Annotated in this window: 16 protein-coding genes; 14 read left to right on the top strand and 2 right to left on the bottom strand. The window is 71.0% G+C overall.

Features of this window, described 5'->3' with window-relative positions; genetic code table 11:
- The first annotated feature begins 87 nt into the window (after nucleotides 1–87).
- The gene (locus tag ACLJQM_RS35395; RefSeq protein WP_410634828.1) at nucleotides 88–2,337 is read left to right on the top strand and encodes a transglycosylase domain-containing protein; all 2,250 of its coding nucleotides are present in this window, start codon (nucleotides 88–90) and stop codon (nucleotides 2,335–2,337) included.
- A 78-nt stretch (nucleotides 2,338–2,415) separates the two neighbouring features.
- Complete coding sequence (locus tag ACLJQM_RS35390; RefSeq protein ID WP_410634697.1) at nucleotides 2,416–4,749, top strand: transglycosylase domain-containing protein; 2,334 nt, start codon at nucleotides 2,416–2,418, stop codon at nucleotides 4,747–4,749.
- A gap of 34 nt (nucleotides 4,750–4,783) precedes the next feature.
- Here ACLJQM_RS35390 and ACLJQM_RS35385 read toward each other — a convergent pair whose 3' ends face one another.
- Nucleotides 4,784–5,827: a Gfo/Idh/MocA family oxidoreductase gene (locus tag ACLJQM_RS35385; protein ID WP_410634696.1), complete on the bottom strand. Its 1,044-nt coding sequence runs from the start codon at nucleotides 5,825–5,827 to the stop codon at nucleotides 4,784–4,786.
- A gap of 56 nt (nucleotides 5,828–5,883) precedes the next feature.
- Between ACLJQM_RS35385 and ACLJQM_RS35380 the strand changes: the two genes are divergently transcribed.
- Both ACLJQM_RS35380 and ACLJQM_RS35375 read left to right on the top strand, forming a co-directional pair.
- Nucleotides 5,884–6,942: an ROK family transcriptional regulator gene (locus ACLJQM_RS35380; protein WP_360778136.1), complete on the top strand. Its 1,059-nt coding sequence runs from the start codon at nucleotides 5,884–5,886 to the stop codon at nucleotides 6,940–6,942.
- 48 nt (nucleotides 6,943–6,990) lie between these two features.
- The gene (locus tag ACLJQM_RS35375) at nucleotides 6,991–8,541 is read left to right on the top strand and encodes a glycosyltransferase family 87 protein (protein WP_410634695.1); all 1,551 of its coding nucleotides are present in this window, start codon (nucleotides 6,991–6,993) and stop codon (nucleotides 8,539–8,541) included.
- Here ACLJQM_RS35375 and ACLJQM_RS35370 read toward each other — a convergent pair.
- The gene (locus tag ACLJQM_RS35370; RefSeq protein WP_247016419.1) at nucleotides 8,538–9,311 is read right to left on the bottom strand and encodes a deoxyribonuclease IV; all 774 of its coding nucleotides are present in this window, start codon (nucleotides 9,309–9,311) and stop codon (nucleotides 8,538–8,540) included. The genes ACLJQM_RS35375 and ACLJQM_RS35370 overlap by 4 nt on opposite strands.
- A gap of 114 nt (nucleotides 9,312–9,425) precedes the next feature.
- Here ACLJQM_RS35370 and ACLJQM_RS35365 point away from each other — a divergent pair, with 114 nt between their 5' ends.
- From ACLJQM_RS35365 to ACLJQM_RS35320, 10 genes are all read left to right on the top strand, one after another.
- Nucleotides 9,426–10,226: a hypothetical protein gene (locus ACLJQM_RS35365; protein WP_360778050.1), complete on the top strand. Its 801-nt coding sequence runs from the start codon at nucleotides 9,426–9,428 to the stop codon at nucleotides 10,224–10,226.
- A 125-nt stretch (nucleotides 10,227–10,351) separates the two neighbouring features.
- On the top strand, nucleotides 10,352–11,263 hold the full coding sequence (locus ACLJQM_RS35360; protein ID WP_410634694.1) for a hypothetical protein: 912 nt from the start codon (nucleotides 10,352–10,354) through the stop codon (nucleotides 11,261–11,263).
- Between the two features lie 86 nt (nucleotides 11,264–11,349).
- Nucleotides 11,350–12,252, top strand: coding sequence for a hypothetical protein (locus tag ACLJQM_RS35355; protein ID WP_410634693.1), 903 nt, complete (start codon nucleotides 11,350–11,352; stop codon nucleotides 12,250–12,252).
- Nucleotides 12,253–12,354: 102 nt separating this feature from the next.
- Complete coding sequence (gene rpsF / locus ACLJQM_RS35350; protein ID WP_176742059.1) at nucleotides 12,355–12,681, top strand: 30S ribosomal protein S6; 327 nt, start codon at nucleotides 12,355–12,357, stop codon at nucleotides 12,679–12,681.
- Nucleotides 12,682–12,698: 17 nt separating this feature from the next.
- Nucleotides 12,699–13,214 carry a single-stranded DNA-binding protein gene (locus ACLJQM_RS35345; RefSeq protein WP_360778056.1) on the top strand — a complete coding sequence of 172 codons (516 nt, stop codon included), beginning with the start codon at nucleotides 12,699–12,701 and terminating at the stop codon, nucleotides 13,212–13,214.
- A 43-nt stretch (nucleotides 13,215–13,257) separates the two neighbouring features.
- Nucleotides 13,258–13,506, top strand: a complete 249-nt coding sequence (rpsR, locus tag ACLJQM_RS35340; protein ID WP_003098744.1) for a 30S ribosomal protein S18 — start codon at nucleotides 13,258–13,260, stop codon at nucleotides 13,504–13,506.
- Between the two features lie 14 nt (nucleotides 13,507–13,520).
- Entirely contained in the window at nucleotides 13,521–13,982 is a 462-nt protein-coding gene (gene rplI, locus ACLJQM_RS35335) for a 50S ribosomal protein L9 (protein ID WP_003098743.1), read from the top strand.
- A gap of 126 nt (nucleotides 13,983–14,108) precedes the next feature.
- On the top strand, nucleotides 14,109–14,462 hold the full coding sequence (locus tag ACLJQM_RS35330; RefSeq protein ID WP_315863238.1) for a hypothetical protein: 354 nt from the start codon (nucleotides 14,109–14,111) through the stop codon (nucleotides 14,460–14,462).
- Nucleotides 14,459–15,055, top strand: coding sequence for a DUF3558 domain-containing protein (locus tag ACLJQM_RS35325; RefSeq protein WP_410634692.1), 597 nt, complete (start codon nucleotides 14,459–14,461; stop codon nucleotides 15,053–15,055). The genes ACLJQM_RS35330 and ACLJQM_RS35325 overlap by 4 nt, the downstream gene beginning before the upstream one ends.
- Nucleotide 15,056: 1 nt before the next feature.
- Nucleotides 15,057–16,412 carry a hypothetical protein gene (locus ACLJQM_RS35320; RefSeq protein ID WP_410634690.1) on the top strand — a complete coding sequence of 452 codons (1,356 nt, stop codon included), beginning with the start codon at nucleotides 15,057–15,059 and terminating at the stop codon, nucleotides 16,410–16,412.
- Nucleotides 16,413–16,428 lie beyond the last annotated feature (16 nt).

The following is a 16,428-nucleotide window of genomic DNA, read 5'->3' as shown; positions in this document are numbered from 1 at the left end:
AACGGGCAGCCGCCGCGCCGGCCGCAGCAGCCCTGGCAGCAGCAACCGCCGCAGCAGCCGCGGGGGTACCGGCCCGAGCCGCCGCCGATGAGCGGCGGCCCCGAGCTGATGACGCACCACGCGTACGAGGAGCCGGGCGGCTACGACGACGTCGAGCAGCCCGAAGACGGCAAGCCGGTCCTCACCCCGGAACAGCGCAAGAAGCGCCGCTGGAAGATCATCCGGCGGGTCGCCTACGGGTTCTTCGGGTTGTTCTTCGTGCTGCCCGCGATCGCGTTCGTCGTCACGTACTTCCTGGTCGACGTGCCCTCGCCGACCGAGGTCGCGCAGAACCAGAGCCAGGCGGTGACCTACCTCTTCGCCGACGGTTCGCCGATGGGCAAGGACGTGCCGCGCGGTGGCAACCGGGTGCTGCTGACGCCCGAGCAGATCCCCGACGTCATGAAGCACGCGGCGATCGCGACCGAGGACGACTCCTTCGAGACCAACTCGGGCTTCGACGTCGGCGGCCTGCTGCGCGCGGTCTACAACCAGGCCACCGGCGGGACCGGCGGTGGTTCGACGATTTCGCAGCAGTACATCAAGAAGGCCACCGACAACGACGCCCCGACGTTGACGCGCAAGTGGACCGAGCTGGCCAAGTCCTTCAAGATGAACCAGACGTACGAGAAGAAGGACATCATCACCGCGTACCTGAACATCATCTACTTCGGGCGCGGGGCGTACGGGGTGGGCGCGGCGTCGCAGGCCTTCTTCCACAAGGAAGCCAAGGACCTCAGCTTCTCGGAAGCCGCGCTGCTCGCGGGCCTGATCCAGCAACCGGGCCGGTCGGAGAACCCCAAGGTCGCGAACGACCGCTGGAACACCGCGCTGGACCGGATGGTCAAGAACAACTACATCTCCGCGGCCGACCGCGCGGCGGCGCAGTTCCCGACGCCGATCCCGCTGGAGGACAGCAAGCAGCAGGCCGGCGCGCCGCCCGCGTTCGTCGTGCAGCAGGTGAAGGAAGAGCTGGCCGCGCACGACATTTCGGAAGACCGCTACTACTCCGGCGGTTTCGTGGTCCAGACGACCATCGACCCGAAGGCGCAGCAGGCCGCCGAGCAGGCCGCGACCGACGCGATGAAGAACCAGGTCGACGACAACCTGCTCAACGCGCTCGTCGCCGTCGACCCGAAGACCGGCGGCGTGCTCGCCTACTACGGCGGCAAGCCGATCGTGCAGGTCAACGGGCAGGACCAGGCCGGGCGCGACTGGGCGGACACCCCGCAGAACCCGGGCTCGTCGATGAAGCCGTTCGACCTCACCGCGCTGCTCAAGATGGGCAAGGGACTCGACACCACCTACGACGGCTCCAACAACCGCGTCTTCGACGGCCGCGTCGTGCGCAACGCCGGCCCGGGCAGCAGCTGCTCGCAGCAGTGCACCGTCGCCGAAGCGATGGAGCGTTCGGCGAACACCGTGTTCTACGACATGGTCCTGCACGACACCAAGCAGGGCCCGGTCAAGGAAGCCGCGAAGGAGGCCGGCGTCAAGGTCAAGGAGGACGGCGGCCAGTCGATCATCTCCACCAAGGACAACAACATCTCCCTCGGCGGCGGCGAAACCCAGATCACGCCGCTGGACATGGCCGCGGCGTACGCGACCTTCGCGGCGAACGGCCAGCAGCGCCAACGGCACTTCGTGCTCAAGGTGACCAACGCGCAGAGCGAAGTCGCGTGGGAGGCCCCGACCGAAGCCAAGGCCGTGTTCGACAGCGACTCGGACAAGAGCCGGCAGATCGCCGGCAACGTCACCGAAGCGCTGAAGCCGGTCATCGGGTTCTCGAAGCTGAAGTGCCCCAACGGCCACGAGTGCGCCGGCAAGACCGGTACGCAGCAGCACACGAAGACCGCGGGTGAGCCGGCGTGGGCGGCGAACGCGAACTCGCAGACCTGGATGGTCGGCTACACGCCGTCGGTCTCGGTGGCGGCCTGGGTCGGCGGTGACGGCAACAAGCCGCTGCACGGCAAGAACAACTCGCCGATCTACGGCTCCACGATCGCCGGTCCGATGTGGCAGAAGTTCCTGTCGCTGTACCTGACGGGCAAGCCGGGCGAGCGCTTCGACAAGGTCGACCGCATCGGCGGTGCGGTCGCGCCCCCGCCGTCGTCCGACGTGGCGCCGACGACGGAATCGGCCCCGACCGGCGAGAACGGAAACGACGGGGACAACGGCGACCAGACCGGCGGCACCCCGACCGGCGAGGAGTCGAAGCCGTCGACCCCGCCGAAGCACACGAAGCCGTCGACGACCCCGAAGGAGACTCCGACCGGTACGCCGGACCCGGAGGAGTAGCCGGCTGAACCACGGTGGGCGGTGGTACGTGTGCCTCCCGAGAGGACTGCGTCCGCAGCCCACCGTGGAGGACGGCCCGTGAACCACGACCGGCAGCCCGACCCCCGTCGCCGTCGCGCCCGGCGGCCCGCGCCCCGCGCCGGGCTGCTGGGCAGCGAGCCCGAGCTGATCACCCACCACGCGCACAACGGGACCGAGCCGGACGAGCCGCCGACCGTGCCGATCATCCGGCAGCGCGCGGGCGAGCCACCGCGGCGGCCGCGGCCGCTCACCGCCCAGGACCTGCGACGACGGCGGTGGCGGCGGGTCCGGCGGATCGGGTACGTGGCCGCGGGCCTGTTCTTCGCCGTCCCGGGGATCGCCTTCGCGATCACCTACCTCGCCGTCGACGTCCCCTCGCCGGAAACGATCGCGCAGGCGCAGGGCCAGGCCGTCACGTACCTGTTCAGCGACGGCACCGAGATGGGCAAGGACGTGCCCACCGGCGGCAACCGGCAGATCCTGGCGGCGAACCAGATCCCGGACGTCGTCAAGAAAGCCGTGATCGCCACCGAAGACGCGTCCTTCGAGACGAACTCCGGCTTCGACGTCGGCGGCATCCTGCGCGCGGCCTACAACCAGGTCACCGGCGGTTCCGGCGGCGGGTCGACGATTTCCCAGCAGTACATCAAGAACGCTTCCGGCGACGACGATCCGACGCTGACCCGCAAGTGGGCCGAGCTCGCGAAGTCGTTCAAGATGAACCAGACCTACGACAAGGCGGACATCATCACCGCCTACCTCAACATCATCTACTTCGGCCGCGGCTCCTACGGGATCCAGGCCGCCGCGCAGGCGTACTTCGGCAAGGACGCGGGCCAGCTCGACTACTCGCAGGCCGCGCTGCTCGCCGGGTTGATCCAGCAGCCGGGCCGCTCGGAAAACACGGCCGTCGCGACGAACCGGTGGACGACGGCGCTGGACCGGATGCTGAAGAACGGCTACCTGACGACGGCCCAGCGCGCCGCCGCGAAGTTCCCGACGCCGATCCCGCTGCGCGAGAGCAGGCAGGCCGGCGCGCTGAACCCGTTCATCAAGAAGCAGGTCAAGGCCGAGCTGGCCGCGCAGGGCATCGACGAGAAGCAGTACTACTCGGGCGGGTTCCAGGTGTTCACCACGATCGACCCGCAGGCGCAGCAGGCCGCCGAAAAGGCGGTCGCCGAAGGGATGGACGGCCAGACCGACGACCGGATCCTCAACGCGCTGGTCGCCGTCGACCCGAAGACCGGCGGCGTGCTCGCCTACCACGGCGGCGAGGCGATCGTGAAGGGCCCGAACGGCGAGGACCTAGCCGGGCGCGACTGGGCCGACGAGGCGCACAACCCCGGGTCGTCGATGAAGCCGTTCGATCTGGCGGCGTTCCTCAAGCTCGGCCGGGGCCTCGACGCGCGGTTCGACGGCACGTCCCCGCGCACGTTCCCCGGCGTCGACCTCCCGATCCGCAACGCCGGCGACAGCAGCAGCTGCTCGCAGGAGTGCACCGTCTCCGAGGCGATGCAGCGGTCCACGAACACGGTGTTCTACGACATGGTCCTCAACGTGACGAAGCCGGCCGGCGTGGCGGAAGCGGCGCGGGAGGCGGGTATCCGGACGAAGGACAACGGCGGCCGCAGCGAGCTGTTCACCGGCGACAACAACATCTCCATCGGCGGGGGCGGCACGCAGGTGACGCCGTCCGACATGGCCTCGGCGTACGCGACCTTCGCCGCGGGCGGCGTCCAGCGCGACCGGCACTTCGTGCAGAAGGTGACCAACGCGAACGGCGAAACCGCGTACGAGGCGAAGCTCCGCTCGGCCGACGCGTTCGCCGACAACGACACGCAGAAGAGCGCGCAGATCGCCGGGAACGTGACGGCGGCACTGGCGCCGGTGATCCAGTTCTCCCGGCTGACCTGCCCGACCGGTCACGAATGCGCGGGCAAGACGGGGACGCAGCAGCACACGCCGCAGAACGACGAACCCGCGTCGGCGGCCAACGCGAACTCCCAGACGTGGATGGTGGGCTACACGCCTTCGGTGTCGGCCGCGGTCTGGGTGGGCGGCGACGGCGACAAGGCCCTCCGCGGCCCGGGTGGCGCCCCGCTGTTCGGTTCGACGCTCGCCGGCCCGATCTGGGACCGGTTCATGCAGCTCTACCTGAGCGGCCGGCCGGGGGAGCGCTTCGACCGCGTCGCCGCGATCAGCTCGCCGCAGGACCGGGTGCAGGTCCAGCAACCGCCGCCGCCGCAGCAACAACAGCGCGATCAGCGGGACTCGGTCCAGTTCGGCGACGGCGGCAACCGGCAGCAGAACGACCAGCTGGACCGGATCCGCGAATTCCAGCAGCGGCTGCAGGAGCTGCAGGACCAGCAGCGCGGCCGAAGGAGGCCGTGACCTCGGAGCTGGGGGTCACCGAGGTCACGGCCGGTCAGAGGGCGACCACTGCGCCTTCGACGCCGGAGCGGTGCGCGGCTTCGATCACGCGCAGGGCCGCGACCGACGACTCGGGGTCGACCGGGAACTCGCCTTCGCCGCGCAGCGCGTCGCGCACCTGCGCGTAGAACGACTCGTAGCGGCCGGTCTCGGTGGGGACGGTCTTGGTGTCGTTGCCGACGCCGATCTTGCCCGCGTCGGACGCCGGCTCGACGCCCCACGCGTCGTCACCCGGGCGCATGCCCGCCTTGATCTGCGGTTCCTGCACGTCGAGGCCGTACTTGGTGAAGGTCGCCTGGTCGCCGAGCACCCGGAAGCGCGGGTTCAGGGTGCCCGCGAGCGCGCTCGCCCACAGGTGCGAGCGGACGCCGTTCGCGTGGTGCAGCGCGACGAAGACGTCGTCGTCGACCTGGACGCCGGCGCGGCGGCGGTCGACCTCGGCGTAGACGCGCGTGACCGGGCCGAACAACTGCAGCGCCTGGTCGACGATGTGCGCGCCGAGGTCGTAGAGCAGGCCGCCGGCCTCGGCCGGGTCGCCGAACTCGCGCCAGTTGTCCTTGGGCTTGGGCACCCAGCGGTCGTAGCGGGACTCGAAGCGGAAGATCTCGCCGAGCTTGCCGGACTCGAGGACCTTCCGGACGGTGAGGAAGTCGGAGTCGAGCCGCCGGTTCTGGAACACGGTCAGGCCGACGCCCGCCGCCTTCGCCGCGGCGACGACCCGCTCGGCCTCGGCCGCGGTGGGTGCGAAGGGCTTGTCGACGACCACCGGCAGGCCGGCCTCGATCGCCCGCAGCGCGAGCGGCACGTGCGTGCGGTTGGGCGTGCTGACCACGACGAGGTCGAGCTCGTCCGCGAGCGCGAAGAACGCGTCGGCGTCCGGCACGACCTCCGCGCCGGGGTGGTCGGTGCGCGCCTGCGCGGCGTTGGACGACGTCGTGATCACCGCGGGGGTGAGGCCGGGCGTCGCCGCCACCAGCGGGGCGTGGAAGACGCGTCCGCCGATGCCGTAGCCGAGAACACCCACGCGCAAGTCACTCATGCCCGCCATTAAACAACACTGTTGCGTAATTGGCCAGGCGTGCGAAGATCCTGTCCATGGCGGACACCGGGGTCAACCTGCGCGGCGTGCGGGAGCACAACCGCGCCCTGCTGCTCACGCACATCCTGCGCGCCGGTGGCCTCAGCCGCGTCGAGCTGGCCGAACGCACCGGGCTCACCCAGCAGGCCGTCTCCAAGATCGTGCCCGAACTCCTCGACGCCGGCTTGCTGGACGAGCAGCGCCAGCCGTCGGCCGGGGTCGGCAAGCCGCGCACGCTGCTGACCGTCCGGCCCGGCGCCCGGCACGCGCTCGGCGCGCGGCTCGACCGCGACGAGTTCCGCGTGCTGCGCACCAACCTCATCGGCGAGGTCGAGGAGACGGCGGGCGGCCCGCTGCCGCCCGGGTTCACGCCCGAGCAGGCGGTCGAGGCCATCGGCACCGCCGCGCTCGAGCTCGCCGACGGCTTCGACGTGCTCGGCCTGTGCCTGGGCGCGGTCGGCCCGCTGGACCACCTCGCCGGCTTGGTCCGCGACGCGACGAACATGCCGGGCTGGCACGACGTCCCCCTGCGTGACCTGCTGGAGAAGCGCACCGGGCTGCCGGTGTCGCTCGACAAGAACACCAACGCGGCCGCGTTCGCCCGGCTCTGGCCGCACGGCGAGCCGACGGCGACCGCGGTGGTGCTCGTCGGCACCGGCATCGGCGTCGGCCTGCTGATCGACGGGCGGCTCTACCGCGGCCCGCGCACCAACGCGGGTGAGTTCGGGCACACCACGATCGCCTACGACGGGCCGGTCTGCGCCTGCGGGCGACGCGGCTGCGTCGAGATCATGGCCAAGCGGGCACCGGACACGCGGGCCGCCGCCGGCTACCTCGGCATCGGGCTCGCCGACCTCGTCCAGGTGCTCGACCTGGAGCGGATCGTGCTGGCCGGCCGCGCGGTGCGGGACGAACCGGACGTGCACCGGGAAGCCGTTTCCGCCCGGCTCGAGGAGCTGCTGCCGCTGCCGCACTGGCAGCGGATCGAGGTCGTCGAAGACACCTCCGGCGAGGAGCTCGTGACCCGCGGCGCCGCCGCCGAGGTCCTGGCCTCGTACTACGCGAATCCGGCATGATCACCGGCTTCACCGCCGCGCTCGGCGATCACCGATACGATCCGCCTCGTGCCAGAGGAGACCACGCGCGAGCCGGACCCCGGCCCCGTGACGCTGACCCGGGCCGACCGGGTCGTCCCGAGCTGGAACGAGCCACTCGCGGCGGCGGTCACCAGACCCGTCGGCGGCCCGCTCGGTGAGCACGCGGCGGTCGGCAGGCACTGGTTCTGGTCGCCCCAGCGCGTCGGGCTGCTGCTGGCCACGCTCGCGCTGATGCTCTGCTGGTTCGGCAAGGGGTCCTGCATCCAGCAGTACCAGGACTCCAGCGGCGCCACCCAGCTCGACTGGCGCGCGGGCCGCCCGTTCGTCGCGATGTGCTACTCCGACATCGTGCCGCTCTACAGCTCCGAGCGGCTCGACCGGCCGGGCACCTTCCCGTACTACACGTCGTGGAAGGAGAACTCCCAAACGGCGGAGAACGGCACCCGGTACATGGAGTACCCGGTGTTCACCGGCCTCTTCCAGTGGGCGAACGCGAAGCTCGCGGCGGGCTGGTACCACGTCGCCGAGGCCGGCTGGCTGCCCGGCGGGCTGCCGGTGGCCATCTACTTCGACCTCACGGCGCTGTTCCTGGCGCTCGCCTGGCTCGTCACCGTCTGGGCGACCGGCCGGACGATGAAACGCCGGCCGTGGGACATGGTGCTGGTGGCGATCTCACCGCTGGTGCTGGTGCACGCCTTCACCAACTTCGACGCGATCGCGACCGCGTTCACCGCGACCGGCCTGCTGGCCTGGGCGCGCAAGCGGCCGCTGCTCGCCGGGCTCCTGCTCGGCCTGGGCGCGACGGCGAAGCTCTACCCGCTGTTCCTGCTCGGCGTGCTGTTCGTGCTGTGCCTGCGCGCGGGGAAGCTGACGCCGTTCTGGAAGACCGCGGGCGCCACCGTCGTGACGTGGCTGGTGGTGAACGCGCCGTTCATCCTCACCGCCACCCGCGGCTGGTGGGAGTTCTTCCGGATGAACACCCTGCGGCCGATGGACCCGGACTCGCTGTACAACGTCCTCTCGTACACGACGGGCTGGGCCGGGTTCGACGGCGTGCTGCAGAAGAACCAGACGCCGGCGTACCTGAACCTCACGGTGGCCGTGCTGTTCCTGGCCTGCTGCGCGGGGATCGCGTACCTCGCGCTCGCCGCTCCGCGACGGCCGCGCGTCGGCCAGCTCGCGTTCCTGGTCGTGGCCGCGTTCCTGCTGACGAACAAGGTGTGGAGCCCGCAGTACTCGCTGTGGCTGGTGCCGCTGGCGGTGCTGGCCATCCCGCGCTGGCGGCTGCTGCTGGGCTGGATGCTGATCGACGCGCTGGTCTGGGTGCCGCGGATGTTCTACTACCTCGGCGTCGACCACAAGGGCCTGCCCGAAGGCTGGTTCCTCGGCACGGTCGTGGTGCGCGACCTGGCCGTCGTGGGGCTGTGCGTGCTGATCGTCCGGGAGATCTACCGCCCCTCGACGGACCTGGTCCGGCTGGCGGGCGACGACGACCCGGCCGGCGGCTTCCTCGACGGCGCCCGGGACGTGATCATCCCGAACGCCACCAGGCGCCGCCGGAAGGCCGTGGCCGTCTAACCGAGCTTTTCCCGCAGGTAGGCGATGTCGGCGGCCTGGCCGTCGGCCGGGGTCTCGACGACGACCGGCGCACCCGCCGCGCGGGCCACCTCGGCCAGCACCTCGGGGTCGATCGTGCCTTCGCCCTCGACGACGTTGGCGTGCCGGTCGCGGGTCGAGCCGAACTCGTCGCGGGAGTTGTTGAGGTGCACCAGGTCGATCCGGCCGGTGATGGCCTTGACCTTTTCGACGGCGGTCGCGAGGTCCCAGCCCGCGGCGAACGCGTGGCAGGTGTCCAGGCAGAACCCGGCGCCGAACTCGCCGACCTTGTCCCACAGCCGGGCGATGACGTCGAGGTCGCGGGTCATCGCGTTCTCGCCGCCCGCGGTGTTCTCGATCAGGATCGGGACCTTGAAGCCGCCCTTCTCCTGCTCGCGCTCGAAGAGCTTGCGCCAGTTGTCGAGGCCGGCCTCGGCGTCGTCGTTCGCGCCGACGTGCCCGCCGTGCACGATCAGGCCCTTGGCGCCGATGGCCGCCGCACCGTCCGCGTGCTGCGTGACGTTCTTGCGGGAGGGGATCCGGATCCGGTTGTTCAGCGAAGCCACGTTGATGAGGTACGGCGAGTGGATGAACACCTCGACGGGGTCGGCCGCGATGGCCTCGCCGTGGGGGTGGGGCTTCGGGGCCTTCCAGCCCTGCGGGTCCGAGAGGAAGAACTGGACGACGTCGGCTTTGCGCTCGGCGACCGCGGTCAACGGGTCGTCGTCACGGACATGGGCGCCAATCAGCATGCCGAGCACGCTACTCCGGGCTCTCTTTTCCCCTGCGGGACCGGTTGGTGACGCTCGTGGAGTACCGTGAGCGCGTTCCGTGATCCAGATTGGTCCGACTGCCGGAGGGCATCGATGGGGAAGCAGCTCACCCGGATCACCGCACTGGGATTCACCTTCGCCGCGTCCGCCACGTTGGCGATGCCGGGCATCGCGAGCGCGGACACCAGCCCGACCCTCGGCGGCGACTGCGCGGCCACGCTGCAGAACGGCCAGGCCCGCGACGCGAAGACGGGCCTCGTGCTCGACGCCGGCGCCCCGCTGAACTCGCCGAACCAGCTGACGATCGGCCTCGACTCGAGCGCGCGGAACACGAACGGCACGGCCCCGCTGCTCACCCTCCCGGTGGGCGACACCGTGAAGGCGCTCGGCATCGGCGAGGTCCCGGTGGTCGGCGACGCGGCGGCCAAGGCCGTCTGCCCGGCCGCGCAGGGCGTCGTCAACACGGTCGGCGGCGTCGTGCAGGGCGCGGACCTGCCCCCGCTGCCGCTCCCACCGGCCCCGCCGTCGCCGCCGTCCCCGAACCCGCCGCAGCCCGCGCCGCCGTCCCCGGTGCCGCCGGGGCAGAACCCGCCGGGCGACAGCACCGGCCCGGTGACCACGGGACCGGGCAACGCGGGCCTGCCGGGCGACGCGATCTCGGGCATCTTCACCAACGCCGCGCTGCTGCCGGGCAGCCTGGTGCAGGCCCCGGTGGTCGCGCAGATCATCCCGGGCCAGCAGGTCCCGACGGTCGACGCCGAGAAGTCCGGCACCGCGGAGGCGCTGCCCGCCATCACGCCGCCGGCGAAACTCCCGATGCTGCTGGCGGTCCTGGCCCTCGCGATCGTGGCCGCGGCCCTCGTCCGGGCGTGGATCCGCCGCAGTCCCGCCTGACGCCTTGACGCAGGGTCACCCCCGCTACCACTCGAATGCCGGACATTTCTGAGCGCGCGGGCGTTACCCGGCTGCCCTAACGTCGTTGTCCTGGGAAAGAGGCCACGACACCAGGGGCGGCGCGCATGCAGGAGCGGACACGGAGGGCAACGGCGGTCGGTGCGACGGCGTTCGTGCTCGCGGGTTCGGCCGTGCTCGGCCTGCCCGGCACAGCCTCGGCTGACACGAAGACGGTGCCGTGCGGCAGCACGGTGACCGCCAAGCCCGGCGACCACATCCAGGGCTCGCTGCTCGGCATTCCCACCATCGACCTGGGCATCGTCGGCCAGGCGACCACCGTCCTCACGAGCGTCGTGGGTGGCCTGCTCAACACGGTCTGCAAGGTCACGGTCAACGTGGTGAACACCGTGGTCTCGCCGGTACCGGTGGTCGGCGCACCGGCCGCGAGCGCGCTCAACCAGGCCGCGGACGGGCTCAACTCCGCCGGCACGAGCGGCCTCAACACGATCAACGGTGGCGGCAAGCAGTCGTCCCCGCAGCCCGGCACCGGCGGCAACCCGCAGCAACCGCCGTCCGGCGGGACCGGTGGTGCGCCGCAGCAGGGCGGCACCCCGCAGGGCTCCGGCGGCATCCCCGAGGCGAACAGCCCGCTGCTCCCCGGCTTCTCCGGCGGCGGCGCGAGCCCCGCGTTCGGCGGCTTCCCGTTCAGTATCGGCACCGGCTACGCCCCGATGCGCGACTACAGCGGCATCCCGTTCGCGACGGCCGGCCTGTTCACCCCGTCCCCGGCGATCCGGTACGGCAGCCAGATCCCGGGTTACGCCCCGCAGTACGGCCTCACCGGCCCCGACGCCACCGCGGCCGACGGCAGTGCCGGCGTCCAGACGGCGGGCCGCGCCGAAGCGCTACCGTCCGCATCGGACGGTTTCACGAACGTGTCGAATCTGCCGCTGCTGATCGCGGTCCTGGCACTCTCCGGAGTCAGCGCGGGCCTGGTCCGCACTTGGGTGCTCCGCCGAATGGCCGCTGCGAATTGACCCGACTGCCGAGTATCTTTCGCGTATCTCCTTCGTTGATCCTGGTGTTGCCTGGAACGACGCCCCCGTAATTCCCCTGGAGGACAGTGCTCGTGCGGAAGATCCCCACCTGGCAGACGACCCGCCGCGCACTGACCGTCACCGCCGTCGCCGCCTTCGTGACCGGGGGAGCGTTCCTCTCCGCGGGCACCGCCTCGGCCGCGCAGCAGGTCGTGAGCACCAGCTGCACCGGCACGGTCACCGGCCAGATGGGCGACCAGATCGCGATCGACGGGGCTTCGGTGAAGACCCTGGTCACGAACGGCGCCAACAACGCCGGCACGCTGGCCGTCGGGAGCTGGGCGGGCGACTCCATCGCCAAGATCCACGCCATCGCGGTCGGTCAGGTGCCGAACTCCGCGGGCGGCGAAGCCACCGGCGCGGCGATCGGCAAGGCGGTGCGCACCGCACTCGCGAACTCCGGCACGTGGGGCCTCGGGTTCGACCCGAACAAGACGCTGAACAGCGTGGAGAGCACGGTCGCCAAGGGGTGCGGCCTCACGCTGCTCGCCGGCAACTACGTCGCTCCCAGCACGCCCACCCAGTCGAACGGCGGCACCCCGCAGGCCGGCGGCGGCACCGGGACCGTTCCCGGCGGCACGTCCGGCAACCTCTCCAACCTGAACCCCGGCACCGCCGGTGGCACGGGTGGCAGCGCGCCGATGCGCGACTACAGCGGCATCCCCACCGCGACCGCCGGCACGGCCGTCGCCCCGGGCGTCCGGTACCCCGCGAACGGCACCCTTCCGGGTGACGCGTCCGCGCCGCAGGCCGGGGTCGGCGACCAGAGCGGGCAGGGCGCCGACATCCGGGACGCTGGCAACGCGCAGTCGCTCGCCTCGAACGGGGCTTCGAACGACGTGCAGCTGCCGATGCTGCTCGCGGTGATCGTGCTGGCCGGGGTGACCGCCGGGCTGGTGCGGACCTGGGTCCTGCGCCGCGCGAGCTGACCCCGCCGTCCGGTCCTGCCGGTACCCCCAGGTAGCCTTACCTGGACAAACCCTCCTGCTACGGACAGTCCGTGGCCGCGAGCCCATAGGAGGTGAGTGGTTGTGTCACGCCATTACGAGGTAATGGTCATCCTGGACCCCACGCTCGACGAGCGTACGGTCGCCCCGACCCTCGACACGTTCCTCAACGTGATCCGCACTTCGGGCGGAAGCGTCGAGAAGGTCGACGTCTGGGGCCGTCGTCGCCTCTCGTACGAGATCAAGAAGCACGCGGAGGGCATCTACGCCCTGCTCGACCTGAACTCGTCCTCGGACGCGGTGAAGGAGCTGGACCGCCAGCTGTCGCTGCAGGAGACCGTGCTCCGCACCAAGGTCATGCGCCGCGAGGTCAAGCGCGCCGCGGCCAAGCCCGCTGCCGCCAAGGCCTGAGCCCAAGGGGAACCCCGATGGCTGGAGACACCGTCATCACGGTGATCGGCAACCTGACGTCCGACCCGGAACTGCGCTTCACCCCGTCCGGTGCGGCGGTCGCGAACTTCACCGTCGCGTCCACGCCCCGCACGCTCGACAAGCAGTCGGGTGAGTGGAAGGACGGCGAGGCGCTGTTCCTGCGCTGCAACATCTGGCGGCAGGCGGCGGAGAACGTCGCCGAGTCCCTGACCCGCGGCGCCCGCGTCGTCGTGCAGGGCCGCCTGAAGCAGCGGTCGTTCGAGACGAAGGAAGGCGAGAAGCGCACCGTCGTCGAGCTCGAGGTCGACGAAATCGGCCCCTCGCTGCGCTACGCCACGGCCAAGGTCAACAAGGTCAGCCGCGGTGGCGGCGGCGGTGGTGACTTCGGCGGCGGCGGTGGCGGCGGCAACCGTGGCGGTGGCGGCGGCGCGCCCGCCGACGACCCGTGGGGCTCGGCCCCGCCGGCCGGCGGCGGTGGCGGCGGCGGCTTCTCGGACGAGCCCCCCTTCTGATCTCGTACACATCCACAAAGATTTGAATTACCAGGAGTAGACAGTGGCCAAGCCACCCATCCGCAAGCCCAAGAAGAAGGTCTGCGTGTTCTGCAAGGCCGAGAAGAAGGGCCGCCCGGAACTGATCGACTACAAGGACACCAACCTGCTGCGGAAGTACATCTCCGACCGCGGCAAGATCCGTGCCCGTCGCGTCACCGGCAACTGCAGCCAGCACCAGCGTGACATCGCCATCGCGGTCAAGAACTCCCGCGAAATGGCGCTGCTCCCCTACACCTCGACCGCGCGCTAAGGGAGGGCACTGAAATGGCGAAGATCATCCTCACCACGGACGTGGCCAACCTCGGCGGCCCCGGCGACATCGTCGAGGTCAAGGACGGTTACGCGCGCAACTACCTGCTCCCGCGGGGCTACGCGATCGTGGCCTCCAAGGGCGCGGAGAAGAACGTGCGCACCATCCAGCGCGCGCAGGAGAGCCGTCGCATCCGCGACCTCGACCACGCCAAGGAGATCAAGGCGACGCTGGAGGGCCTCGGCGCCATCCAGCTCACCGGCAAGGCGGCCGAGGGCTCGAAGAAGCTCTTCGGTTCGATCACCGCCGGCGAGATCGTCGACGCGATCAAGGCGGCCGGTGGCCCCCTGCTCGACAAGCGGGTCATCGAGCTCCGCGACCACATCAAGACCGTGGGCAAGCACTCGGTCGGCGCCCGGCTCCACCCGGACGTGAAGGTCGACGTGCGGCTCGAGGTCAAGGCCGTCGCGCAGTAAGGCAGTACCTCGTGGAAGGCGGGTCGTCCCTGGTGGACGGCCCGCCTTCACGCGTTTCGGGGGAACCCCGGACACACGGGCCGCGTCGGAGGAGAATGGGCGGGGACGCGAAGGGGATGGATCCGGATGGCCAATGAAGTCAACATGTCAGCACCGGCCGGTGGCGGTGGCTTCACGTTCGACGCCGACAAGATCGACGCCGTCATCAAGAAGTGGCAGGATCTTCGGGCCGATCTGAAGCGCGACTACAACGACGCCAACCTGATGGCGAACGTGAAGGCGCCCGGCAAGGAGTTCGCCAGCGAGGACTGGGAGAAGCTCGCGAACCCGTCCGGCCAGGCCTTCCTCGAGCAGAACCGCAAGATGCAGGAATACGTCACGAACTACATCGACGCGCTGACCGCGGCGAAGCAGAAGATCACCACCAAGGAGTCGGACACCCAGGCCGACATGGCGAAGACGGGGAACCAGGCCACGTGAACCGACGACTGCTCGCCGTCCCGGCACTGGCCTGCGCCGTGCTCGCCGTCGCCGGGTGCGGCGGGAAGACCAGGGGCACCGCCAACGCGGCGCCGTCGACCGCCGAATCCAGCAGCGAGACCCGCTCGGTCGCCGACACCGCGCCGCGGGTGCCGAGCCCGCTGAACGCCGGGTCGATCACCTCGGACGCCTGCGCGACGCAGTCCGCGTCGACGCGCTCCGAGCTGGGCCTCGGCGAAGGCGAGCCGCGAACCACGGGCAACGGCCCGAGCTGCACGTTCACCGAAACCGCCGACACGGGCAACCAGATCGACGTGACCACGGTGACGGCGAACAAGAACGGCCTCCAGGACGTCTACGACACCAAGGCCAACGACGCCTACTGGGGCGAGACCCAGGCCGCCGGCTACCCGGCCGTCTACGCCGCCGCGGTCGACGACCGCAAGAGCGGCAAGTGCGGCCTGTTCGTCGCGGTGACCGACGAGCTCGCGGTCAACATCCTGGTGCAGTACGACGACGGCGCCGGCGCTTCGGACCCGTGCTCGGTCGCGCAGAAGTTCGGCGAAGCGATGATCCACACCCTGGGAGGCTGAGATGCTGGAACTGGTGCTGCTGGGCGGCTTCGCCGCCTACAACATGGCCACCACGCACTCCGACGACCACACCTCGGCGCAGGGCGACCGCAAGATCGACTGCTACGACATCTGGGAGAAGATCACCACCGGTCCCGGCGCGGGTTCGATCGCGAACGGGCAGTCGGCGGCGAGCCGGCTCAAGGGTGCCTACGCCGAGCGGCTCAGCACCATCGACGGCCTGGCCAAGGACATGGACGCGGCCTGGACGGGCGGCGGCTCCGACGCGGCGCAGAACGCCGGCGCGCACCCGCTGCGGGTGTGGATGGAGGACTCCGGCACCAAGCTGACCGAGTCCGACAAGTACCTCGGCGAGCAGCACAACGCCTTCACCACCGTGCACACGCAGGTCCAGGAGGTCCCGAAGGACCCGCCGAAGAACAACCTGCTCAACGCGGTGACGCCGTGGACGACCGACACCGACCGGGCGATCCGCGACTACAACGCCAAGGGCCAGGCCAACGTCGACGCCTTCAACACCTACTACAAGGCGAGCAACGACAACGGCCAGAAGCTGCCGACGTACTCCGCGCTCAAGGGCCAGCAGGAGAACGTGAACGTCGACGGCGGCAAGGACGGCAAGAAGAAGCCGGGTGGCGACGGCAACGGGAACGGCACCGGGACCGGCGGCGGCAGCGGCAGCGGTGGCTCGATGCCCGGCGTGAACATGCCGGGCGCGGGGGGTGTGCCGTCCTTCGGCGGCCAGCCGACCACGCCGCCCGGCGGCAGCTTCGACCCGTCGAAGGTGCCGGGCTTCGACCCCGGTAAGACGCCGAAGTTCGACCCGTCGCAGATCCCCGGCGGGAACTACGACCCGTCGCAGATCCCCGGGCCCGGCAGCTACACCCCGCCGAACTTCGACGGCACCCACGCGTCCGGCTTCACGCCGCCGAAGATCCCCGGGGCCGGCGGGTTCGGTCCCGGTGGTTCGGGTGGCGCGGGCGACTTCTCGATCCCCGGCGGCGGGGGCTTCGGCCCCGGCGGCTCGGGCCGGATCGGTGACCCGTCGGCGGGCTTCGGCCCGGGCGGCGGGGGCTTCGGGCCCGGCGGCTCGACCGGCGCGGCCGTGCCCGGTGGGGCGGGCGCGGGCCGGGGCGGCATGGGCGCCGGCGCCGCCGGTGGTGCCGTGGGCGCGGGCGGCGCGGGGGCCGGCCGGGCCGGTGCCACCGGGATGGGTGGCATGGGCGGCATGGGTCACGGCGCCAAGGGCCAGGGCGGTGGCGACGAGGAACGCACGTCGAAGTACCTCCTCGGCGACGACCCGAACGACATCTTCGGCACCGACGAGCTCACCGCGCCGCCGGTCATCGGCGAGTAGCGCACGCGGGGCCACC

The sequence above is a fragment of the Amycolatopsis sp. cmx-4-83 genome (genome assembly GCF_046548815.1).
Taxonomy (GTDB): Bacteria; Actinomycetota; Actinomycetes; order Mycobacteriales; family Pseudonocardiaceae; genus Amycolatopsis; species Amycolatopsis pretoriensis_A.
The sequence above is the reverse complement of the archived record's forward strand: the minus strand, read 5'-3'. Positions and strand labels throughout refer to the sequence as shown.

Bases quoted from the DNA above. Each gene is read 5' to 3' on its own strand.
- rplI (WP_003098743.1), top strand. From the start codon at position 13,521: ATGGCGAAGATCATCCTCACCACGGACGTGGCCAACCTCGGCGGCCCC.
- ACLJQM_RS35395 (WP_410634828.1), top strand. From the start codon at position 88: ATGAGCGGCGGCCCCGAGCTGATGACGCACCACGCGTACGAGGAGCCG.
- ACLJQM_RS35345 (WP_360778056.1), top strand. From the start codon at position 12,699: ATGGCTGGAGACACCGTCATCACGGTGATCGGCAACCTGACGTCCGAC.
- ACLJQM_RS35320 (WP_410634690.1), top strand. From the start codon at position 15,057: ATGCTGGAACTGGTGCTGCTGGGCGGCTTCGCCGCCTACAACATGGCC.
- ACLJQM_RS35360 (WP_410634694.1), top strand. From the start codon at position 10,352: ATGCAGGAGCGGACACGGAGGGCAACGGCGGTCGGTGCGACGGCGTTC.
- ACLJQM_RS35385 (WP_410634696.1), bottom strand. From the start codon at position 5,827: ATGAGTGACTTGCGCGTGGGTGTTCTCGGCTACGGCATCGGCGGACGC.
- ACLJQM_RS35365 (WP_360778050.1), top strand. From the start codon at position 9,426: ATGGGGAAGCAGCTCACCCGGATCACCGCACTGGGATTCACCTTCGCC.
- ACLJQM_RS35370 (WP_247016419.1), bottom strand. From the start codon at position 9,311: ATGCTGATTGGCGCCCATGTCCGTGACGACGACCCGTTGACCGCGGTC.
- ACLJQM_RS35330 (WP_315863238.1), top strand. From the start codon at position 14,109: ATGGCCAATGAAGTCAACATGTCAGCACCGGCCGGTGGCGGTGGCTTC.
- ACLJQM_RS35380 (WP_360778136.1), top strand. From the start codon at position 5,884: ATGGCGGACACCGGGGTCAACCTGCGCGGCGTGCGGGAGCACAACCGC.